This window comes from Roseibium marinum, from assembly GCF_002906165.1.
GTDB lineage: Bacteria > Pseudomonadota > Alphaproteobacteria > Rhizobiales > Stappiaceae > Roseibium > Roseibium marinum.
Genome location: NZ_PPCN01000011.1, coordinates 227,036 through 249,079 on the forward strand (window position 1 = coordinate 227,036; position 22,044 = coordinate 249,079).

At 62.1% G+C, this 22,044-nt stretch carries 21 protein-coding genes; 13 read left to right on the plus strand and 8 right to left on the minus strand.

Annotated elements, in window-relative coordinates; translation table 11 throughout:
* Positions 1 to 292: 292 nt before the first annotated feature.
* The 5 genes from ldtR to CLV41_RS21875 all read right to left on the minus strand — a co-directional run bounded on the left by ldtR (position 293) and on the right by CLV41_RS21875 (position 4,637).
* Positions 293 to 808: a transcriptional regulator LdtR gene (gene ldtR / locus CLV41_RS21855; RefSeq protein WP_068415286.1), complete on the minus strand. Its 516-nt coding sequence runs from the start codon at positions 806 to 808 to the stop codon at positions 293 to 295.
* Between the two features lie 158 nt (positions 809 to 966).
* Complete coding sequence (gene mmsB, locus CLV41_RS21860; protein ID WP_268952703.1) at positions 967 to 1,929, minus strand: 3-hydroxyisobutyrate dehydrogenase; 963 nt, start codon at positions 1,927 to 1,929, stop codon at positions 967 to 969.
* A 39-nt stretch (positions 1,930 to 1,968) separates the two neighbouring features.
* Positions 1,969 to 2,388 carry a DUF6163 family protein gene (locus CLV41_RS21865; RefSeq protein WP_103224587.1) on the minus strand — a complete coding sequence of 140 codons (420 nt, stop codon included), beginning with the start codon at positions 2,386 to 2,388 and terminating at the stop codon, positions 1,969 to 1,971.
* An 18-nt stretch (positions 2,389 to 2,406) separates the two neighbouring features.
* Positions 2,407 to 3,441: an enoyl-CoA hydratase/isomerase family protein gene (locus tag CLV41_RS21870; RefSeq protein ID WP_103224588.1), complete on the minus strand. Its 1,035-nt coding sequence runs from the start codon at positions 3,439 to 3,441 to the stop codon at positions 2,407 to 2,409.
* 56 nt (positions 3,442 to 3,497) lie between these two features.
* The gene (locus CLV41_RS21875; RefSeq protein ID WP_103224589.1) at positions 3,498 to 4,637 is read right to left on the minus strand and encodes an acyl-CoA dehydrogenase family protein; all 1,140 of its coding nucleotides are present in this window, start codon (positions 4,635 to 4,637) and stop codon (positions 3,498 to 3,500) included.
* A 288-nt stretch (positions 4,638 to 4,925) separates the two neighbouring features.
* Between CLV41_RS21875 and hemB the strand changes: the two genes are divergently transcribed.
* The 3 genes from hemB to CLV41_RS21890 all read left to right on the plus strand — a co-directional run bounded on the left by hemB (position 4,926) and on the right by CLV41_RS21890 (position 8,009).
* Positions 4,926 to 5,921: a porphobilinogen synthase gene (gene hemB, locus CLV41_RS21880; protein ID WP_235867218.1), complete on the plus strand. Its 996-nt coding sequence runs from the start codon at positions 4,926 to 4,928 to the stop codon at positions 5,919 to 5,921.
* A complete protein-coding gene (locus tag CLV41_RS21885) occupies positions 5,918 to 7,168 on the plus strand; it encodes a threonine ammonia-lyase (RefSeq protein ID WP_235867214.1) in 1,251 nt (416 codons plus the stop codon). Before hemB ends, CLV41_RS21885 begins: the two co-directional genes overlap by 4 nt.
* Before the next feature lie 307 nt (positions 7,169 to 7,475).
* Entirely contained in the window at positions 7,476 to 8,009 is a 534-nt protein-coding gene (locus CLV41_RS21890; protein ID WP_103224591.1) for an RDD family protein, read from the plus strand.
* A 43-nt stretch (positions 8,010 to 8,052) separates the two neighbouring features.
* Here CLV41_RS21890 and CLV41_RS21895 read toward each other — a convergent pair whose 3' ends face one another.
* Positions 8,053 to 8,637 (minus strand): YeeE/YedE thiosulfate transporter family protein, encoded by a 585-nt coding sequence (locus tag CLV41_RS21895; protein WP_103224592.1) that lies wholly within the window; start codon positions 8,635 to 8,637, stop codon positions 8,053 to 8,055.
* Between the two features lie 3 nt (positions 8,638 to 8,640).
* A complete protein-coding gene (locus tag CLV41_RS21900) occupies positions 8,641 to 9,192 on the minus strand; it encodes a YeeE/YedE thiosulfate transporter family protein (protein WP_103224639.1) in 552 nt (183 codons plus the stop codon).
* 242 nt (positions 9,193 to 9,434) lie between these two features.
* Here CLV41_RS21900 and CLV41_RS21905 point away from each other — a divergent pair, with 242 nt between their 5' ends.
* The 9 genes from CLV41_RS21905 to CLV41_RS21945 all read left to right on the plus strand — a co-directional run bounded on the left by CLV41_RS21905 (position 9,435) and on the right by CLV41_RS21945 (position 17,993).
* Positions 9,435 to 10,358 carry a LysR family transcriptional regulator gene (locus CLV41_RS21905; RefSeq protein WP_103224593.1) on the plus strand — a complete coding sequence of 308 codons (924 nt, stop codon included), beginning with the start codon at positions 9,435 to 9,437 and terminating at the stop codon, positions 10,356 to 10,358.
* 151 nt (positions 10,359 to 10,509) lie between these two features.
* Entirely contained in the window at positions 10,510 to 11,538 is a 1,029-nt protein-coding gene (locus tag CLV41_RS21910) for a C4-dicarboxylate TRAP transporter substrate-binding protein (RefSeq protein WP_170107284.1), read from the plus strand.
* A gap of 190 nt (positions 11,539 to 11,728) precedes the next feature.
* Positions 11,729 to 12,247 (plus strand): TRAP transporter small permease subunit, encoded by a 519-nt coding sequence (locus CLV41_RS21915; protein ID WP_103224595.1) that lies wholly within the window; start codon positions 11,729 to 11,731, stop codon positions 12,245 to 12,247.
* Positions 12,244 to 13,554, plus strand: a complete 1,311-nt coding sequence (locus tag CLV41_RS21920) for a TRAP transporter large permease (protein WP_103224596.1) — start codon at positions 12,244 to 12,246, stop codon at positions 13,552 to 13,554. The genes CLV41_RS21915 and CLV41_RS21920 overlap by 4 nt, the downstream gene beginning before the upstream one ends.
* 10 nt (positions 13,555 to 13,564) lie before the next feature.
* Positions 13,565 to 14,230, plus strand: a complete 666-nt coding sequence (locus CLV41_RS21925) for a glutathione S-transferase family protein (RefSeq protein WP_103224597.1) — start codon at positions 13,565 to 13,567, stop codon at positions 14,228 to 14,230.
* The gene (locus CLV41_RS21930; RefSeq protein ID WP_103224598.1) at positions 14,227 to 14,775 is read left to right on the plus strand and encodes a carboxymuconolactone decarboxylase family protein; all 549 of its coding nucleotides are present in this window, start codon (positions 14,227 to 14,229) and stop codon (positions 14,773 to 14,775) included. Before CLV41_RS21925 ends, CLV41_RS21930 begins: the two co-directional genes overlap by 4 nt.
* 51 nt (positions 14,776 to 14,826) lie before the next feature.
* Entirely contained in the window at positions 14,827 to 15,699 is an 873-nt protein-coding gene (locus tag CLV41_RS21935) for an amidohydrolase family protein (RefSeq protein WP_103224599.1), read from the plus strand.
* A gap of 3 nt (positions 15,700 to 15,702) precedes the next feature.
* Complete coding sequence (locus CLV41_RS21940; RefSeq protein ID WP_103224600.1) at positions 15,703 to 16,539, plus strand: SDR family NAD(P)-dependent oxidoreductase; 837 nt, start codon at positions 15,703 to 15,705, stop codon at positions 16,537 to 16,539.
* A gap of 590 nt (positions 16,540 to 17,129) precedes the next feature.
* Positions 17,130 to 17,993: a beta-1,3-glucanase family protein gene (locus CLV41_RS21945; RefSeq protein ID WP_103224601.1), complete on the plus strand. Its 864-nt coding sequence runs from the start codon at positions 17,130 to 17,132 to the stop codon at positions 17,991 to 17,993.
* A gap of 91 nt (positions 17,994 to 18,084) precedes the next feature.
* Here the strand turns inward: CLV41_RS21945 and CLV41_RS21950 are convergent, their stop codons facing one another.
* Positions 18,085 to 19,716, minus strand: a complete 1,632-nt coding sequence (locus CLV41_RS21950) for an acyl-CoA dehydrogenase family protein (RefSeq protein ID WP_103224602.1) — start codon at positions 19,714 to 19,716, stop codon at positions 18,085 to 18,087.
* A 418-nt stretch (positions 19,717 to 20,134) separates the two neighbouring features.
* Here CLV41_RS21950 and CLV41_RS21955 point away from each other — a divergent pair, with 418 nt between their 5' ends.
* Positions 20,135 to 21,970: an SLC13 family permease gene (locus CLV41_RS21955; protein ID WP_103224603.1), complete on the plus strand. Its 1,836-nt coding sequence runs from the start codon at positions 20,135 to 20,137 to the stop codon at positions 21,968 to 21,970.
* The last annotated feature ends 74 nt before the right edge of the window (positions 21,971 to 22,044 follow it).

Sequence of the window (22,044 nt, forward strand, 5' to 3'; positions counted from 1 at the left end):
CTTGAGGCCCGGATAACGAATGGATACGCACCGAACCGCCTTTACCAGCTCCGATTCCTATCGGAAGGGAGTTAACAAATCGCTTGATTTTTTAACCATCATCTCGCTGGAAGCACCGCACAAAGCCATTTCAATGTGACCTAAAGATGTCGGCGACAGCAACTCGTTTCCGGCATGTCTTCAACAAAGGTGTTTTGCAAGAATTCGGCCGCTTGGATACGCAAATTCGCGTGAGGCGGCAAAAAGAAAGCACCGCCCGATGGGCGGTGCTAATCGGATCCGCTGTCTGCCGTTAAAGGCGGTACAGGATCTGGTCGGTCCAGAACCGCTCGAGGCGGCGAAGGGACTTGTTGAGAACCGCGAAGTCCTCCGGCCCGATTTCACCGACCTGTTCGACCGACAGAACGTGACGCTCGTAAAGATCGTTCACGATCTTTGCCACTTCCCCACCCTTTTCCGTCAGGCTGACGCGAACGGAGCGGCGGTCCATGCGGGAGCGCTGGTGGTGGATGTAGCCGGTTTCGACCAGTTTCTTCAGATTGTAGGAAACATTCGATCCCAGGTAATAGCCGCGGGTGCGCAGCTCACCAGCCGTCAGTTCCGAATCGCCGATGTTGAACAGCAGCAGTGCCTGCACGCTGTTGACATCTGACCGGCCCATACGATCGAACTCATCCTTGATAACGTCGAGAAGACGTCGGTGCAGCCGCTCGACGAGCGTCAGAGCCTCGAGATAAAGCGGCTTGATTTCCGCTTCTTCGCTTTGGCTCGGTGCAACAGCGTCAACTGCCCTGCTTGCTGTAATCATTGTAATTGCGCCTCTTCAAGTACCTGTCGTTCGACGGTTATTGCTCCCGCCTTACTAAGCAATTTAGCCGACCGATTCTAAAATCCGCTTAAGATACACGCTGAATCATTGGTTAATTTTGAAAAGGTCTTTAAAGGGCCCATTTAATACTTTGTTTATCATGATCCCCGGAGGAACCTTACAATGGCGGAAAAATCCTGGCTTTCACCACCGGAATTGCAGAACAGCGTATAGAGAGACGCGGCTTCGGCGCCCAGTGGTGTCGCCGCGCCCGAGGAATTAGCCGCTTCCTGCGCCAGTTTCAGGTCCTTGAGCATCATCGCGGCGGCAAAGCCCGGCTGATACTCCCGGTTGGCGGGACTGGACGGCAGCGGACCCGGCACCGGGCAGTAGGAAGTCAGCGCCCAGCACTGGCCCGAGGCGGTGGAGGAAATGTCGAAGAGTTTCTGCGCGTCCAGCCCGAGCCGTTCCGCGAGCACAAAAGCCTCTGACACGCCGATCATGGAAATGCCGAGGATCATGTTGTTGCAGATCTTGGCGGCCTGGCCGTTGCCCGCACCGCCCGCATGCACGATCGTCTTGCCCATGATGTCGAGAAAAGGTCTGGCCGCCGCGAACGCGTCCTCGGTTCCGCCGACCATGAAGGTCAGCGTACCGGCCGCCGCGCCGGTAATGCCGCCGGAAACCGGTGCGTCGACCATGGGCATGCCCAGTTCCGTCGCGGCCCCGATCACGGCGCGAGCGCTGTCGACATCGATGGTCGAACTGTCGATCAGCAACGTGCCGGGTTTGGCATTTTCCAGAATGCCGCCCTCACCCTGATAGATCTGGCGCACATGTTTGCCTGCCGGCAGCATCGTCACGACAACATCGGCGGCCGCGGCAAGCTCGGCAATGCCGGCCGCCTTTTCGCCACCTGCATCGGCAAGGGCGGACATGGCCGCCCCGGACAGATCGAAGCCAAGCACCCTGTGCCCGGCCTTGACGAGATTGGCCGCCATCGGGCCGCCCATATTGCCAAGTCCGATGAACCCGATTGTCTGTGACATTGTTTTCCTCCCGAAAGAAAATTCGTGATGTTTTTTATACTGTTGTGCGAAGAAGTTCGCGTCCGGAATCAAGCGGTCCGGATATCGAGCCGGCCGGAATCCTGGCCCGCGTCAGCCGGAGCCGGCGCGGTTTTCCTTGTCCATCAGGTAGAACAGAACACCGAAGATCGCGATTGTCAGCAGGTAGAAGGCGATCTCATAGGGCCGCCGGCCATAGAGACCGGAAAACACCGTATGCATGACGATCTGGCAAAAACAGCGAAACAGCCACATGACGGTTCCCCAGGACACCGTCAGCCACAGGCCGGTCGCCGCGACCAGGTCCAGCACCGCGAAGAAGACGATCGCACCCTGGAGAGGAATCGGCATATCCCAGAACCACAGGCCGCGCCATTCGAGAATGCCGATAATCCGCGCCCAGTAAATGACGCCGCCGCCGATCAGAAGAATCGCGATTGCGCGCAGATACCAGACCAGAACGGTGCTCCACGGCGGGCGGGAGTCGATCAGGTCCTGAAAACTGGTAATCATCGGCGGTGCGGTCCCGGATTAAAGTGGAAGATCCCCAACAGACGGTTTCTCGAAATACGACGCCAGATCGGCGCTGTCCACCTGACTGAAGTGTGAAGGCACCCATTTCGGATCCTGGTCCTTGTCGACCAGCACCGCGCGGATGCCTTCGAAAAAATCCACGCCCTGGAGAATACGGCACAGGATGCGGTATTCGAGCCGCATGCATTCCTCAAAGGAAAGCTCCGCGCCGCGCCGCATCTGTTCAAAGGCGATCAACACGCTGGTCGGTGATTTCCGGCGGATCGCGTCCGCCGTCTCTTGCGCGAAGGCCTCCTGCGAGGCTTCGAGCCGATCCAGAATCTCCTCGACGGACGCGGCTGAAAACGACTGTTCGATCAGATCCGCGTTCTCGCTCAACGGCCCCTTTTCCGGCGTGACCAGATAGGGGGCCAGGGCCGCGCCGATGTCGCTCGCGGTTTCCAGCACCTGTTTCAAATCCGGCAGGGACGCTTCGTCGACTGCATGGGTCAGCACGCCGGTCGCCAGCGCGTCGCCCTGTTTCATCCGTCCCGCGCTCAGGGCGCAATAGACGCCGATCCTTTTGGGCATGCGCGGCAGGAACCAGGTGCCGCCCACATCCGGAAAGAAGCCGATCCCCGTTTCCGGCATGGCGAACAGCGTCTTCCGCGTGCCGACGCGGTGGCTGCCGTGAACGGAGGCACCGACACCGCCGCCCATGACGATACCGTCGATCAGGGCGACATAAGGCTTCGGATAGGCCTTGATCCGCGCGTTGAGGAGATATTCGTCGCGGAAGAAGCCGCTGAGCCCCTCAAGCTGCCCAGCCTGGCGGGCATCATAGATGCTGCGGATATCACCGCCGGCGCAAAAGGCCTTTTCGCCGGCGCCCGTGACGACCACATGAGCCACACCCGGATCTTCCGCCCAGCGCTCGAGCTGGGTGGCGAGAGCCTTGACCATGACGTGATTGAGCGCGTTCAGCGCCTTCGGCCGGTTCAGGGTGACAAATCCGGCCAGGCCGCGTTTTTCAAACAGGATGTCGTCGGTCACTTAGGCGCCTCACGCGATAGTGGAGTCGTTTCAAGGAGTAACGGGAACCGCTTCACTTAGTCTTTCAGAAGCTGGCGGGCGATGATCAGCCGCATGATCTCGTTGGTGCCTTCCAGGATCTGATGGACCCGGACATCGCGGAAATAACGTTCGATCGGATAGTCCCGCAGATATCCGTAACCGCCATGAAGCTGCAGCGCATCGTTGACCACCTTGAAGCCGGTATCCGTGGCAAGACGCTTGGCCATGGCCGCGAGCCCGGTCGCATCCGCGGACTTGCTCTCCACCGCCTGGGCGGCCTTGTGCAGCAGCAGGCGGGCGGCTTCCAGTTCGGTCGCCATGTCCGCGAGGCGGAACTGCAAGGCCTGAAATTCGGCGATCGGCTTGCCGAACTGCTTGCGTTCCTTGACATAGGCGACGGAAAAATCGAGGCAGGCCTGCGCCGCCCCCAGCGAGCAGGCGCCGATATTCAGGCGTCCGCCGTCAAGTGCCGCCATGGCGATGCGGAAGCCCTGCCCTTCCTCGCCGACCAGATTGGTCCTGGGAACCCGGCAATCGGAGAAATTCACCTGCGCGGTAGGCTGGCTCCTCCAGCCGAGCTTTTCTTCATTGGCCCCGAAGCTGAGGCCCGGCGTATCCTTGTCCACCAATAGGCAGGAGATGCCCGACGGGCCCTCGCCGCCGGTGCGCGCCATCACCGCGTAAAGATCGCTCACGCCGCCGCCGGAGATGAACGCCTTGGAGCCGTTCAGGACATAATGGTCGCCATCTTCGCGGGCGCTGGTGCGCAGGCTGGCCGCGTCCGACCCGGACCCGGGCTCGGTGAGGCAATAGCTGGTCAGAAGGTCCATCGTGCACAGCCGGCCGAGATATTTTTCGCGCAGCGCCTGCGACCCGTAGGTGTCGATGATCCAGGAAACCATATTGTGGATGGACAGATAGGCGGCCGTCGAGGTGCAGCCCCTGGACAGTTCCTCGAAGATCAGCGCCGCGTCCAGCCGGGTCAGCGCCGAGCCACCGACATCCTCGCGCACATAGATGCCGGCGAAGCCAAGTGCGGCGGCCTTGCGCAGGGTCGGCACCGGAAAATGGCTGTCCTCATCCCATTCCCTGGCGAAGGGTGCCAGTTCGTCGCGTGAAAAGCTTGCCGCCATATCCTGAAAGGCGCGCTGATCTTCATTCAGAGAAAAGTCCACGGATTGTCCTCCCAAGCGCGGCGGAGACCGGAGCCTCCCGCCCGCGATCCCTTTCGCAAAAGCCTGTCGTTTCACTGTCGCGGCAGCACTAAAGCACATTTGACGCTGACGTCAAACAATCTCTTTTTCGTTATTAATTTCAGTTGTTTTACAGGATGTTGGAAAGCTCAGATCTGCGTGATAGATTGCGGCTCAAACTTGCGGAAACGCAGATTCACCGTCACTCTCACCAAGCAGACAGGGTCCATGCCGTCCAGATCGCAGCTTCCGCCAATCACCCCAGACCATATGGATACGCTTCTGGCGGGCACGCGCATGCGCCGCAACCGCCAGACCGACTGGTCCCGCCGCCTGGTGCGCGAAAACACGCTGACGGTGGACGACCTGATCTGGCCGGTCTTTCTGACCGACGGCGAAAAGATGCGCCAGCCGGTCGCTTCCATGCCCGACGTCTTCCGCCTGTCCGTCGACGAAGCGGTGCGGGAAGCGGAACGTGCCGCGGAACTTGGCATTCCGGCGATGGCGCTGTTTCCCTATACCGATCCCGACCTGCGCGACGAAACCGGCTCGGAAGCGCTGAACGCGAACAATCTCACCTGCCGCGCCCTCAAGGCGATCAAGGCCGAAGGACTGAATCTGGGGCTGATGACCGATGTGGCGCTCGATCCCTATACCAGCCACGGCCACGACGGGTTGATGGATGGCGAGACCATTCTCAACGACGAAACCGTCGACCGGCTTTGCCGGCAGGCCCTGGTTCAGGCCCAGGCCGGAGCGGATGTCATCGCGCCGTCCGACATGATGGACGGGCGGGTCGCCGCCATCCGCCAGTCGCTCGATGCGCAAGGCTTCCGGGACACGCAGATCATGGCCTATTCGGCCAAATACGCTTCCGCCTTCTACGGTCCGTTCCGTGACGCCGTCGGCTCGTCCGGCGCGCTGAAGGGCGACAAGCGCACCTACCAGATGGACCCGGCCAACACGGACGAAGCCTTGCGGGAGACGGAACTCGACATCGCGGAGGGCGCCGACATGGTCATGGTCAAGCCCGGCCTGCCTTATCTCGACATCGTCCGGCGCATCAAGGACACCTTCCAGGTGCCGACCTACGCCTACCAGGTCTCCGGGGAATACGCGATGATCAAGGCGGCCGGCGCCAATGGCTGGCTGGATGACGAGCGCGCCATGATGGAAAGCCTGATGGCGTTCAAGCGCGCGGGCGCCGACGGCGTCCTGACCTATTTCGCGCCCAAGGCCGCCGCGATACTGGCGGACGCCGGATGATGGATGCCGCGATAGCCGCAACCGCTCCGGTGACCGTCGAGGAGATCCTCCAGGCCGCCGAACTGATCAAGGGCGCGGTGCTGGAAACGCCCTGCCTGCCCGCGCCGCGCCTGTCGCAGCTCACCGGCGCCGATGTCTTCGTCAAATACGAAAACATGCAGGTCACCGGCGCCTTCAAGGAGCGCGGCGCGCTGGTCAAGCTCGCCAGCCTCGATGACGGGGAAAAGGCGCGCGGCGTGATAGCCGTTTCGGCCGGCAACCATGCCCAGGGCGTTGCCTATCACGCCGGCCGCCTCGGCATTCCGGCAACCATCGTCATGCCGGTACTGACGCCTTTCGTGAAGATCTCCGCCACCCGGGGCTACGGCGCCGAGGTGGTTTTGGCCGGCAACACGCTGGCCGAGGCCAAGGCGGAAGCGGACCGGCTGGCGGAGGAGCGCAATCTGGTCTGGGTGCATCCCTATGACGACGCCCATGTGATCCGTGGCCAGGGCACAATCGCGCTCGAAATGCTGGCCGCGCAGCCGGATCTCGATGTCCTGGTGGTGCCGGTCGGCGGCGGCGGACTGATCGCCGGCATGGCGACGGCGGCGAAGGCCATCAAACCCTCCATCGAGGTGATCGGCGTCGAGACGGTGCTTTATCCGGGCATGTGGGGAGCGTTCTACGGCAAGGAGGTCCGCTGCGAGGGCGCGACCATCGCCGAGGGCATCGCCGTGCGCGACATCGGCGTGCTGACGACCGAGATCGTCAGGAAAACCGTCGACGATATCCTGCTGGTTTCCGAAAGCAGCATCGAACAGGCGATCAACGCCTATCTCACCCTGCAGCGCACGATTGCCGAGGGCGCGGGCGCCGCCGGCCTTGCCGGTCTTCTGAGCGAGCGGGAGCGCTTCGCGGGCAAGCGGGTGGGCCTCGTTCTTTGTGGCGGCAACATCGATCCGCGGCTTTTGTCCAAGATCGTGGTGCGCGAGCTGGCCCGCGACGGAAAGCTTGTCTCGATCCGCATCGACACGCCGGACCGTCCGGGCGTTCTGGGCGAGATCGCCACGGTGATCGGCGACCTGCAGGGCAATGTCGTCGATGTGGAGCATCACCGGCTGTTTCTGAACGTTCCGGCCAAGGGCGCGACGCTGGACGTCACCTTCGAGGCTTTCGACCGCCCGCATGGCGAGCGCATCGTCGCCGCCCTGCGCGAACACGGCTACGGCGTGCGCTACCTGGAAATCGGCGAGCGGATGGACTGACGGGCGGAACTGGGGCCTTGTCGCAATCGCCAGGGAGACCTGAGGACGGGCGGCAAATTCGAGAGCAAGCAGGACTTTCAGCTTCAACCATCAGGAATCGCGTCGCTTTTCCCACCTCCAAAACCTCATCCTGAGGAGGACCGTCAGGTCCGTCTCGAAGGATGGGCGACTTGCTCCGAACGCACAGCCAGCCAAGACCGGAGCGAAACGATCAGAAACCGCCGGGGAGCTTATCGGGTCACCCGATATTTGCGAATCCCGCTAGAAGTACCCACATTATCGCCATCACAAAACCGGGAGCCGGATCATGTCAGCTGAAACTTCATCGGGTCACGCCCGCGAGGACCTCTTCGAGGCCGCCCTTCATCCGGAACTGTTCTCAGGGGTGCGCAGCCGGCGGATCTTCGCGTTTTTGATCGACGTGATCGCGATCGCGCTGCTGACCTTCGCGGCCGGCGTGCTGGTGTTCGTGCTCGGCGTCTTCACGCTCGGTCTCGGCTTCCTGCTCTACGCCATCCTGCCCACCGCCGTCGCCCTCATCTATGTGGCCTTTACCCTGGGCGGCCCGCAGTCCTCGACGCCCGGCATGCGCGCCATGGGGCTGGAGATGCGCCTGTGGTACGGCGCAAGGCCCTATCCCCTGCTCGCGGCGGTCCACGTCATTCTCTTCTGGTTCTCCATCTCCCTGCTGACCCCGCTTGTCCTGCTGGTCTCGCTGGTCTCCGACCGCAAGCGCCTGCTGCACGACATGGTGCTGGGCGTGGTGGTGATGAATTCGGCCTATTACCGCGAGCACGTGGCTAGTCAAACGAAGGAGGGCATTCGCCCCGATTGGCAGTGAGGCCGAGCGTGCGCCACAGGCGCACGCTGTCAGGTCAAGAAGATCATTCCGCGGGCAGGCGCGTGTCCTTGCGAATGATCCGCTCCGGCAGGACGAAGGCCACGGCGACGAAGACCAGACCCAGCACGATGCCGAGAGTGTCGCCGGGCAAACCGGTCAGTCCCGGGTAGTCCGTGCCGGGGACCGTTCCCAGCGTCGCGTTTCCACCGAGGATTGCGTCAAGAAGGCCCGTGGCCTTGATGGCGGGATAGGTCGCCATGTAGGCGGCGGCGCCGAGAAGCCCCCCCGCGATGAAGGCGAAGGCGTCCCTGCGGCCCGCGCCGGCGGCGACGACGCCAGTACCCGGGCAGTATCCGGCAAGCGCCCAGCCGACGCCGAGCAGCAGACCACCGGCGAAGACACCCAGATAAGCCGTTTTCACCGACATATGGCCGACATCGACCATCCCCAGCATCTGCCCGCCGAACATCAGCACCGACCCGACACCGATGGCCAGCAGGATGGCCTTCATCAGTTTGAGGTTGGTGAGGTTGAGCATGCGCCCGATCACGTTCGGGTTGGAGGCCCCTATGCGGTCCAGGACCGCGCCGAAGGCGCCGCCGATCACAAGAGCAAGAATGATTTCCATGGTTTACGCCTCCTCTTTATAGAGCATCAGGGCGGTCGGGACCGCCGCGGCGAACGCGCCGGCGGCAAACAGATAGCCTGACACCGCCGTCTGCATCATGCCGGACATCATGTGACCTGAGGTGCATCCGCCCGCCAGCCGCGCGCCGTAAAGGACGATGAAGCCACCGGCGAAGGCCGCCGCATAGCGCTTGACCGGGCTGTCACCGAAATTCGCCCGCCAAAGCTCCGGGACGCGGCGCTCCGCCGGGCCCACCCCGCCGCGCTGCCAGACCGAGGCGGCGCCGCCGGCCAGCATGGCCAGAACGAAGACGAAACTGTAGTTCAAGGGATTGGCGACCGCCTTGGCGTATTTGCCGCCGGATTTGGCAAGATAGGCGTTCGTCGCCGTATACCCGTCTGCCGTCTGTGTCACCACAGCTGGATCGACCGCGTCCCACAGCACTCCGTCAAGGATCACGAACTGGGTCGAGACCCCGATGGGTTTGACCAGCAGGACCGCCGCGAAAAAGACCAGCCCCAGGGCAAGCCCTCCAATTTTCCAGTCGAGCGTCATTTCAGCCTCCATATATATTCATATGTTCGAATATAACAGATTTTTAGCGACCTGCCTTTGATTTCTGTCAATTTCGCAGGGGCCGGGGGATTTTTGGAGATCGGAAAAATATTCACCACGCGCTTCCCACGCCCCCCTCTTCCAGAGGTCAACATCAAGTGCCCTGTGAAAAGCCCCGGTCGACAGGAACAAATCTGTGTTAGGCCTTGCCCGGTTTTCCATCTCTCGACCGGGTGTCTTGAATGAACAGCGACTGGCAAATCGAATTGCGGGCCTTGCGGTACTTCATCTGTGTCGCGGAGGAAAAGAGTTTCACCCGCGCCGCCGGGCGGCTCAGGATCGCGCAACCCGCTCTCAGCCGACAGATCAAGAAGCTGGAAGAAGACTTGCGGGTTCAGCTGTTTATTCGCAATTCGCGCGGAGCCGAGCTGACCGAGGCCGGAGAAATTCTTCTGCGCCGCGCCTATCTCATCTTCAATCAGGTGCAGCAGACACATCACGACGTCACGATCCACTCAAGACATCTGGGCGGGGTCGTGTCTGTCGGCATGCCGCCGACGCCCGGCGAATTCATCGCCCCCCGCCTGCTGGAACGCAGCAAGGAACGCTATCCGGATATCGAGCTGCGGTTCGTGGAGGGTTTCAGCGGAGAACTGGAACGCAAGCTCGCCAACAACGAGATCGGCGTCGCCGTCATGCACGATCCCGCCCCCAGGGACGATATCCGCATCAGCAAGCTGCTGGTCGAGCATCTGTGCCTGGTGGGGCGGTCGGGCACGCTGGCAAAACCGGAATATTCCCTGGCTGAAGCCGGCAGTTATCCGCTGGTGATGCCCAGCCGGCCGAATTTCCTGCGCATTCTGATCGACGGGCATGCCGAACGGCTCGACATTCCCCTGAACATCGTGACCCGCTCGGACGGGATCGGCCATACCAAGTCACTGGTGAAATACGGTCACGGCTTCACGATCCTGACCTACGGCGCGGTCATTTCCGAAGTCCAGCAAGGCGTGCTGCAGGCCGTGCCCATCTGCAATCCGGAAATCCTGTGGACCCTGTGTGTCGCCATGCGCACCGACCAGGGCCGCAAACGTACCCTGGCCGTCATCGAGGAACTGATTCAGGAAGTCGTGCAGGAACTGGTCGCCGAAGGCATCTGGAAATAACCCATACCCAAAAGGCATAATACATATACGGCTATTGTATTTGAATTATAGGCCGCGATCTTTTTAATCAGATCCGTTTCCGGCTACTTGTCATGTAAGCCACCACTTCAGGAACAAACGTTTGCGCCTCAGAAGCGCAATGGGAGGAAATATGACTGGACTTTTGAACCGCGGAAAACTTGGATCCGCAGCGATCGCCCTTGGTATGATCACCGCAGCATTTACGACCGAAGCCGCGGCGGACACCTACAAGTGGATCACGTTCAAGCCGCAGGGTGCGGGCGACGCGCAGGCCATCTCCACGCAGTGGTTCATCGACGAATTCAAGAAACGTACCGGCGACGAACACGAGATCGAGGTCTATTGGGGCGGCAGCGTCGCCAAGACCCGGGAAATTCCGGATTCCCTCGCCGCGGGCGTCGGTGATTTCGGCGATATCGTCACCCCCTATTTTCCCGACAAGTTTCCGCTGAACAATGCCGTCGGTTTCTTCATTCCGCAGCCCAAGTCCACCATCGAGATTTCCGGGCTGATGGAAAAATGGCACGAAACCTATCCGCAATTCGCCGAGGAACTTGCCCGAAGCAATCTGAAAGCCGTCGGGTTCCGGCCGCTGGAAAGCTACGGCCTGCTTTGCACGACGCCGATCCGGTCCGCCGGGGACCTGAAGGGCAAGCGCATCAGGACATACGGCTTCGCCTATCCGGCGCTGGTCGAGGCGCTGGGAGCGACGCCGGTTTCCGTGGCGACGTCGGAAGCCTATGAAGCTCTGGAGCGCAGCATCCTCGACTGCACGCCGATCGGCCCGGCGCTTGCCCATGGCTGGAAATACGATGAAGTTGCGAAATACTATATCGAAATTCCGCTTGGCGCCTCGTTCGGCCACCTCATCGCCATGAACCTGGACACCTACAACGGCATGGACGAAAAAACCCGCGCGATCGTCGATCAGCTTGGCAAGGACTATGCGAAGAACTATGCCGGCGAACTCGACAAGACCATTTCGGCCGTTCGTGCCGGCTGGCCGGAAAAGGGCGTCGAGGTCATCCAATTTCCGGCGGACGAACTGATTGCGGTCATCGACGACGAGCGCATCCAGAATGTGCGCAAGGAATGGATCGGCCGGGCGGAGGCCGCCGGCGTGCCTTCCGACGAGATTGTCGAAGAACTTCGTTTCTGAGAAACTCCTGAATATCATTCCCTCCCAGGGCTGACCCTGGGGGCGGCCCTGGAGATGGCCGGGGCGGTTTGGCCGCCTCTCGCTGTCTCCTGGGCCGCCCCGGGGCACGCCCCAGGAACGCCAAATAGACGCCCCGGGAGACACTCAAAGACACCCCGGGTGCAGGTCTCACTTATCGGAGAAATCAACGATGTCGCTGTTCGATCGAATCTGGCGCGGTTACGGCAGATTTCTCTACGGATGCGGACTGGTTGCCGGCTACACGACCTTTGCGATGATGCTGCTGGTGATCGCCAATGCGGCCTCCCGCTTCCTCTTCAACTCACCGGTGTCGGGCGCCTTCGAAATCACCGAAACCATGCTGACGGTGCTCGTGTTCCTGTCTCTGGCCCTGACGCAATATGAGGGAGGCCACATCCGCGTGGTGCTCCTCACCCAGAGACTGCCCGGCGGGCTCCAGAAGATCGCACGCCTCGCCGCGCTGGCGCTGGGCGCGGCCTTCTTCGCCTGGTGCGCCTATGCGGCCTGGGGCTACACGCTCGCTTCCTATGCGATCGGCGAACAGCAATGGGGCGCCGTTCGCTACCCGCTCTACCCCGTGAAATTCATGGTCTTCTTCGGTCTGACTTTGCTCGCGGTTCAATATGTTCTCGGGCTCGTCCGCGAGGCGACAGGCACTGAACAGGCTGAGGAGCTTGCCTCGAAATGACAGGTCTTGAAATCGGTCTCATCGGTATCGGCGCGCTATTCGCGGCCATACTTCTCGGCGTCAACGTCATGGTCGCGCTTGGCGCGGTCGGCGCCATCGGCCTGGCCTCCATCGTCGGCGTCAAAGGCGCGACCGCGATGCTTTCCACGGTGTTTTTCGACACCACCCACAGCTTCCATTTCAGCGTCATTCCCCTGTTCCTGCTAATGGGCTTCTTCGCCATGCGCGCCGGTCTCGGCGAGGACATGTTCGAGGCCACCAGCAAGTGGCTCGGGAACCTGAAGGGCGGGCTCGCCATTTCCACCACCATCGGCGCGGCGGCTTTCGGCGCGGCCTCCGGCTCGAGCGTGGGAACGGCGACGGTGTTCACTAAACTGGCTTTGCCGGAGATGCTGGCGCGGGGCTACGACAAACGCCTGGCGTCCGCTTCCATCGCCATCGCGGGTACCCTGGCGGTGATGATCCCGCCGAGCGCGCTTGTCGTCGTGTATGGAATTCTGACAGACAGCAGCATCGGCGGACTTCTGATCGCGGGGGTTATTCCGGGAGTGGTTTTCGCCATCCTTCTGTGTTTCGCCACCTATTTCACGGTGCTGCGCAATCCAGCCCTGGCACCTGTGGTGAGAACCGAATCCACCCTGCGCGAGAAGGTCTATTCGCTGCGCCTCGCCGGACCGCTCGTGCTGGTGATCGTCTGCATCATCGCGGGGCTCTATCTCGGGATCTTCACACCGACCGAAGCGGGCGGCATCGGCGCGGGGCTGACGTTGCTCCTGGCCATTGTCAGGCAGCGCAGCCTCAAGGCCCTCAAGCTGAACCAGACGCTTCTGGATACCATCCGCACATCGGCGATGATCTTTGCGATCATCATCTGCGCGCTGATCTTTTCGAAATTCCTGGCGATCAGCGGCGTTGCCAATGCGCTCGGCGGCTTCCTGACCACACTGGACGTCAACCGCTGGGTCGTCGTCGCGATCATCGTCGGCATCTATCTGGTGCTCGGCATGATGATGGACGCACCGGCGCTGCTGGCGATCACCCTGCCGATCACCCATCCGGTGATGATGAACCTGGGGTTCGACCCCATCTGGTTCGGGGTCTTTGTGGTTCTGCTCGTGGAAATCGGTGCGGTGACGCCACCGGTCGGCATCAACTGCTTCGTCGTCCAGGCAGCCTCCGAGGGACGGGTCAGTCTGGAGGATGTCTTCAAGGGGCTGGTGCCTTACGTGATCGCAGGCTTCGTGATGCTGATCCTGCTGTGCGTATTCCCGCAGCTGGCTCTCTACCTGCCGCAGACGATGAAGTGAGATCGCCGAGATGAGTTTGAACGCTTCCCCGAGGCCCGGCAGCGAACAGAGCGCGGCGCCGCGCATCCTTCGCACGACACTGACGTCGCCCTTCGGACGCAAGGTCCGCATCGCGATGGAAGTCCTCGGATTGTCGCACACGATCGATCTGGAACCCGCCGATACAAGAAGCGATACGGACAGTCTGCGCCTGCAGAACCCGCTCGGTAAAATGCCCTGTCTTCTCCTCACGGACGGCACGGCGCTCTACGACAGCCGCGTCATCATCGAATTCCTGGACGCCTGGTCGGGCCGGAACCTTCTCGTTCCGGCGGCCCCGGAAGACCGGGCAAGAGCATTGACCGGGGCGACGCTCGCCGACGGTATCGCCGACGCCGCGCTGCTGATGGTCTATGAGGGGCGGTTCCGCGATCCCGCGCAAGTCTCGCAAACCTGGCTTGCGCACCAGCGCGGCAAGGTGGAGCGCGGCCTCGACGTCATGGCGGCCGATCCGCCGGATCCGAATAAGACCGGTCTCGTCTCCATCAGCCTTGCCTGCGCGCTCGGTTACCTTGACTGGCGCAAACCGGTGGAATGGCGCGGCCGGTATCCACAGCTCGTGAACTGGCTGGAAAGTTTCGCCGCCGCGGAGCCCGCCTTCAACATGACCCGCAGACCTGAGGAGGCCGCTACATGACACGCCTGCCACCAGTCGATCCCGAAAACCTGACACCCCGGCAGAAGGAAGTCTTTGAAGCGATCCGCTCGGGTCCGCGCGGCAAGGTCCGCGGTCCGCTGGCCGTCTGGCTCAACCGTCCGGACCTGGCCGACCGTGCGCAGGCCCTTGGGCGCTACTGCCGGTATGACAGCCTGTTGCCGCCGCGGCTGTCGGAACTCGCCATCCTGGCGACCGCGCGGGTGTGGATGTCGGAATACGAATGGGCGGCCCACAAGCCGGTTGCCCTGAAGGCCGGGATCGCGCCGCGGATCGTCGAGGCGATCCGCACCGGCGGCGAACCGGTATTCGACGAGGCCGACGAGGAAATCGTCTATCGGTTCTCAAAGACGCTGCACACGGAACGGCGGGTCAGCGACGCGCTCTACAAGCAGGCCGTGGATCTGCTCGGCGAGGAGGCTGTCGTCGATCTGACAGGCATCCTCGGCTACTACACCCTGATTTCCATGACAATCAATGTCTTCGAGGTTCCCCCTCCCGAGGGCCTGCCGCCGGAACTCGAATAGACGTCCGTCACCGCAAGTCATGCCCGCCAGTATTTTCCAACGAGGAAAGCCATGAACACGGCTCCGATCACCTATCATCCGGCTCCTAAAAAACCGTCTTTCGTCATGCCGGCCGGCGCCTGCGATACGCATTGTCATGTCTTCGGGCCCGGCGAACGGTTTCCCTATGCGCCGGAAAGCCGCCTGCAGCCCGGCGACGCGCCGAAGGAAAAGCTCTTCGCCCTGCATGACATGATAGGGATCGAGCGCTGCGTCATCGTCCAGACCGGTGTTCACGGCTTCGACAATTCAGCAACGGCCGATGCGATTTCCGCCCGCGCGGGCAAATATCTCGGCGTTGCCCTGTTGCCCGCCGACGTGCCGGACGACGAGATCGCGCGCCACCACGCGCTCGGCTTCCGGGGCATCCGCTTCAACTACATGGCGCATCTCGAGGGCGGAGCCTCCATGGACACCCTTCTGAGGCTCGCCGACCGGCTGTCGAAATTCGGCTGGCACCTGCAGATCCACATGGACAGCGACCTGATCGCCGAAAAGGCCGCCGGCCTTGCAAAGGCGAGCGTGCCCGTGGTGATCGATCACATGGGCCGGATCGACGCCTCGCTGGGTCTCGACCAGGCGCCGTTCGACGCATTGCTGCGCCTGATGGAAAACCGCCACATCCTCGTCAAGGTCTCCGGCTGCGAGCGGGCCTCGCGCCTGGACGCGCCCTATGGCGACGCCGTGCCTTTCGCGCGCAAACTGGTCGAAACCTTCCCCGACCGTGTTCTGTGGGGCACCGACTGGCCGCATCCCAATTTCCGCAGCCTGCCGCCGGATGACGGCGTGCTGGTCGACCTGATCCCGGAGATCGCCCCGACGCGGGAGCTGCAGCAGGCGCTGCTTGTCGACAATCCCCTGCGTTTTTACCGGTTTGCGGCCTGAACGATGGCGGGACGGCTTCAGGACAAGGTTGCGATCGTCACCGGCGCGGGCTGCGTCGGTCCGGGATGGGGCAATGGCAGGGCGGTTTCGGTCCGCTTCGCCGAGGAAGGCGCGAAGGTCTTCGCGGTGGATCTCGATCCGGACGCGCTGAAGGAAACCATCGAGCGGGCGGAGGGCGCCGACGGCGGAACTTCCGGCGGGACTGTGAGCGCGAACTGCGGCGAAATTCACGGTCATATCTGCGACATCACCGACGGCAAGGACGTTGCCGCCATGGTTCAGGCCTGCATTGCCCGCTTCGGCCGGGTCGATATTCTGGTCAACAATGTCGGCGGGTCGGCAAAGGGCGGACCGGTGGAGATGAGCGAGGAGGTCTGGGACCGTCAGATCGACTTCAACCTGAAGAGCGTTTTCCTGACCTGCAAGAACGTCCTGCCGGTGATGGAAAAACAGGGCTCGGGCGCCATCGTCAACACCTCGTCAACCTCGGGCCTGCGCTGGACCGGCGCCGCCCAGTCGGCCTATGCGGCGACCAAGGCCGGCGTCATCCAGTTCTCGAAGGTCGTCGCGGTGGAATATGCCGCCCGCGGCATCCGCGTCAACACGGTCGTTCCGGGCCAGTTGCACACTCCGATGGTCGAGGCCCGGCTGGCCGGACAGCGCGCGGACGGCGATATCGACGCCCTCCTCCAGAGCCGCCTCGCCCGCATCCCCCTCGGCTTCATGGGCGACGGCCGCGACACCGCCAACGCCGCGCTCTTCCTCGCCTCCGACGAGGCCCGCTTTATTACAGGGACGGAGATTGTGGTTGATGGAGGCATGACGGCGCGCTGTGATTGAGTGGGTTGCGTTTAAGCGGATTCATGGTTTCAGAAGGACGCCCGAGGCAGCGTTTGCATTGCAAATGCGTTCGGGCGATTTCCTGAAGTCAATTCAACGCGACACGCTTTTGGAGTGGGTCAAGACCGCAATGACGTCCGTCCTCACAGTGCTATCAGATACAATGTGCCGATCGCGTTACAAATTGCCGATGGTGTGACCAACCCGCCATCTTGATCGGGGCTGGGAAACCCCAACCTCCGCCGATCCAAACTTCGCTCCCATTGCATCCCCTGTCGACGCAATTGAAACAGGTGATGTCGCGACGCCCGGAGGTCCTCCCGCGCGAAAGCGGGAGGGAGGCTCTAGTTCTGGTTGTAAACTTTACGGATTCTAAAACTTTTCGGATTTAGGTCGAAAGTCCCGGACAGGGATGAGATGTCATGTCCTTCGTATTTGACCCAATCGAGCCGCATTTCCTTCATTTACGCCACCTTGCAGGAAACAGTCTCTCGCAAAGAATTTCATGCTCATTCAAGGGCCCGTCACCGAGCGGTACGAAGTCTTGAGCTTGAGCGATATTTTGAGCCGTTACCTCAAGGGAGCAATTCATGACATCGACAAAATTCAAGATATCGAACCAGTCCGGCAAGGACCTCTATGTCTATGACTTCAATTACGGTTCGCCCGCGAAGGTCAAGCCCCTGGGCGGTGGGCCACTGAAGAAGAGCGATACGCTTTCCCTAACCTTGGAGCCCAACGCGGAACGGCGTATCTATTTCGCCGAGAAGAAGTTGTCGGAGAGCCTCGAGAAAGGCGTTGCCCCCGATGCCTTCAATATCGGTGTCGACGGCTCGGTGATGTTCTCCTTTGCCGAGTACAATTATGAACCCGCCCACAGCCGCTACACTGTTGACCTCTCCTATATCGATGTCTTCTCCTACCCGGTGACGGTTCAGTTCTCTGACCTGGGCACTTACAAGGACGCTGTCGCGGATTTCGAGTACGGTCCCAAAAGCCTCAAAACAATTTTGACCGAATTGGCCAAACACGTAGATTACAGTTGGTCCGCCCTGGTCTGGCCGCTGAAACACGTCAAGACCCAATGGGGCCATTTTCCCGACGGCATTCATCGCGTCATCGGCCCCAACACCGCCTGGCAAGGTGAGTTGCCGGACAATAAAATCGGTCCGTGGGTGCCAACCAGCTACGAGACTTTTTTCACCTCCCTGCCCAAAAGCGGAACTCAGTTGTTCGGCAGCAAAAGCAATTGGGACGGATGGCAAAGCCTGACGCAATCGGCCGCCAAAAGTCCGAGCGACACCGGTTATGTCAAGGCCATGCATGCAGCGGCAACCCCGGACACAAACGGCAAATACGGGTTCTTCTGTTATCCAAGGGACAACACCGCCGGCGAATTCACTTACGTGCCGGACAGTGCCGTCTGTCAGATCAATGTATATCCCTACAAGTAGGGAGCGGGCCTAAATAGGGCGGATGGCGGACATCGCGCATTCTCGCCGAAGTTCTTCGATCCACTTCGGAGCACCAGCACTTTAAAATCGATCAACAGGCACCCAGCCGCGCCAGCACCCCGTCCGCATCCACGCCCCTGACCGCGCCCGCCATACGCCCGCGCGGCTCCAACAGCCGCGTGCGGACAAACGCCTCCGCGATCTCCTCCGGCGCGCCGCGCACAAGCACAGAAGCCGTCAGGAGGAGGGCTGTGTGTTCGGTGAAGGCGCGGGCTTCGGCGGGGTCCGGCGGGCGCGGCCAGGTGTGGCGGTAGCTGTCGAGGGCCGTTTTGTAAGCGGGGCTGAGGGGGGCGGCTGCGGCGAGTTCCGCGTCGAGGACTTCTGCCGCGAGCGGCAGTTTTGCCAGGGTTCTGAGGGCGTCGAGACAAATGATGTTGCCGGAGCCTTCCCAGATACCGTTGAGCGGGGCTTCGCGGTAAAGCAGCGGCAGCGGGGTGTCCTCGACATAGCCCATGCCCCCGAGGATCTCCATCGCCTCCACCACCACCAGCGGGCAGAGCTTGTTGGCAAGATACTTGGCGAGCGCCACGCCTAAGCGGGCGAAGGCCCGGTCTTCCGGCCGGGGCCCGTCGAAAGCGCGGGCGACATGCAGTCCAAGGGCGAGGCTGCCTTCAAGGTCCAGCGCCAGATCGGCGAGCACGGTGCGCATCAGGGGCTGGTCGATCAGCCGCCGCTGAAAGGCGGTGCGGTGGGTCAGCCAGTGGTGGGCCTCGGCCAACGCGGCGCGCATCAGGCCGGCGGGCGCCAGCGCCGTGTCGAGACGGGTATGGTGGATCATTTCGACGATCGCCTGAACGCCCCTGCCCTCCTCGCCGACCTGAAAGGCCAGAGCGCGCTTGTATTCGATTTCCGCCGAGGCGTTCGAGCGGTTGCCGAGCTTGTCCTTGAGGCGCTGGAGGCGAATGGCGTTGCGCGTCCCCTCCAGCCAGCGCGGCACGAGGAAACAGGTGAGCCCGGCTTCCGTTTGCGCCAGCGTCAGAAACCCGTCGGACATCGGCGCGGAGCAAAACCACTTGTGGCCCGTCAGCCGCCAATGGCCGCCGTCGCGTTCGGCCCGCGTGGTGTTGGCCCGGACATCCGAGCCACCCTGTTTTTCGGTCAGAGCCATGCCGAGCGTCGCGCCGGTCTTTTCGTCGAGCGGGCGTGCCGCCGGGTCGTAACGGCGCGACAGGAGCTTGTCCCGCCACGTTTGCAGGAGCGTATCGCCGCCCGCCTCCAGCGCCGGAACGGCGGCATAGGTCATGGTCAGCGGACAGCAGTGGCCGGGCTCCACCTGGCTGGCCAGATAGACCATGGCGGCATGGGTCAGATGGCCGTGTGGCCGCCCCTCCCAGGCGACAGCGGAATAGCCCGCCGCGCAGGAGACCTCCATGAAGCGGTGATAGGCGGGATGAAAGCGAACCTCGTCCAGCCGCCGCCCGCCCCGGTCGAACAGCAAAAGCTCCGGCGGATGACGGTTGGCATCCCGCGCCGCGCCGCGCATCTCCTGCGTGCCAAGCAGCCGGGCGTAGTCTCCAAGCCTCCCGCGTTCCTCCTCGCCAAGATCCATCAGATGGCCGTTAAACGCAGGGTCGCTTTCGATGAGGTCGAGATCGCCGCGCACCGGGGGCTGGTTTTCGACCCGGTGCGTTCCAATATCCGTTTCCGCGCCGCTCGAAGTCATCGGCGAACCTCCCAACTCATGATGCCTGTCAGGCGAACCTTTGCGGAAAGCCGCCTGGCGATCGTTTCATCGCGGCGCGTCGTGCCTGCATTTTACCGCCACCTTGGGTCCCCGGTCAAAGGACAGGACAAAAGCCGGATCAGCCTTTCGTGCCGGTCTTCACATGGCGCGGCCGGAGCACGGCTCCGGGTGAAGGCGAAAATCTCGCCGTGCCCTTGAGAGATTTGCCATGTCACCCCGAGCCTCTTCCTTCCCGGACCGGGGCAGAAGAAACTCCGGCCCTGCCCCGTGGCAACGCTTCTTCCCGTGATCCCGCACTTTCAACGGCTATCTGGCGTCAAAGCTCTTTCATTACCGGGACCGCCTGTTTTAAAGTGCGCGTTCGTCAGGATCGGCGATGAAGTCCTTGGGCAGGTGAATGGAATCAGTTGATATTGCAATGGCGCTGACCTTTGTGGTGATTGCGTCGACTGTGGTTCTCTACGCCATTGAGCGCTATTCGATCGAAACCATCGCGCTCGGATCCGTTGCCGCCTTCATCGTCATCTTTTCTGTCTTTCCGGTCACCAAGCAGGACGGCGCGCAGGTTTCGGCGGCCGATTTCCTGGCCGGCTTTTCGAACCCGGCGCTGATCACGGTCATCTGCCTGCTGATCATCGGTCAGGGGCTGTTCCAGACCGATGCGCTGGAAGGTCCGGCGAAGGCAATCGTGCGGATGACGCGCGGCCGCTCGCACCGGGCGGCGATCCCCATTCTGCTCGCGGTTGCCGTGCTCAGCGCTTTCCTGAACAATACGCCCGTGGTGGTGATGTTCCTGCCGATCCTGACCGCGGTCGCGGCGACCGTCGGCCAGTCCCCCGCCCGCGTGCTGATGCCGCTGTCCTTCCTCGCGATCCTGGGTGGTATGACCACCCTGATCGGCTCCTCGACCAACCTTCTGGTCGCCAATTACGCTGCGCAACACTCCGATCTCAAGCTGACGTTTTTCTCCTTCACGCCGATCGGCCTGATCGTTGCCGGTACCGGGGCGATTTACGTCCTGTTCCTCATGCCGCGTCTTTTGAAGACCCGCAAGACCATGGCCGAGGAGTTTCAGGCGACGTCCGGCAAGCAGTTCATCGCGCAGATCGAGATCACCTACGGCCACCCGCTGGTCGGGGTCGAGGCGGTCTCCGGCATGTTCCCTAAACTCAAGGACATGACCGTTCGTCTCGTGCAGCGGGGCCAGAAGCCGATCCTGCCGCCGTTCGAAAATGTCGTGCTGTCGCCCGGCGACACGGTGATCGTCGCCGCGACACGCACGGCGCTCGCCAATGCCCTTGCCCGGCGCCAGCCGCTCATGGAGGCGGAATCGGACGGCAATGTCGCCGGCCGGGAGCCTTCCGCGGCAACGCCGGGATCCATCAGCCTGGCGGAAGTGGTCGTGGCGCCCGCCTCGCGCCTGATGGGCAGGACCTTGCCGCAGTCGGGCTTCTACAGCGACACCGGCTGCCTGGTGATGGGCATCCAGAGGCGCAGCCGCATGCCGCGCATGGCGATGAACGACATCCGCCTGGAGGCCGGGGACGTGCTTCTGGTCGCCGGCAAGGAAGACGAGATCAGCCGCCTGCGCGGCAACCGCGACGTGCTGCTGCTCGACTGGTCGACCGCGGAATTGCCCAGGCGGCGCTACGCTCCGCACGCGCTGATCATCTTTGCCTGCGTGGTCGCGCTTGCCGCCAGCGGCCTGGTGCCGATCGTCTCGACCGCGGTGGCCGGCACCTTCGCGATGATCGCGTCGGGCTGCCTCAATGTCCGTCAGGCCCTGCGCGCCATCGACAGCCGGATCTTCATGCTGGTCGGCGCCTCGCTGGCCGGCGCGGTGGCGCTGGAAACCACCGGCGGCTCGACGGCCATCGCCTCGGCGATGGTCTATGTGCTGCACGGCGCCTCGGCACCGGTCATGCTGTCGGCGCTGTTCTTCGTTGTCATGCTTTTGACCAATTTCCTGTCGAACAATGCCGCGGCGGTGCTGTTCACGCCGATCGCGATCAATCTGGCCGACCAGATCGGTCAGAAGCCGGAGGCCTTCGTTGTCTGCCTGATCTTTGCGGCCAACAGTTCCTTCGCCACCCCCATCGGCTATCAGACCAACCTGATCGTCATGGGGCCCGGTCACTACAGGTTTATCGATTTCGTGCGCGCCGGCACACCGCTGGCTCTTATTTTATGGTTGACCTTCTCTCTGGTCGCACCATGGTATTACGGATTGTAAATGTGGAGGGATACCAAAGAACATTGATTATGACTCTTTGGTATGTGGTCAGGCCTTGAGGTTTCGCGGGACAA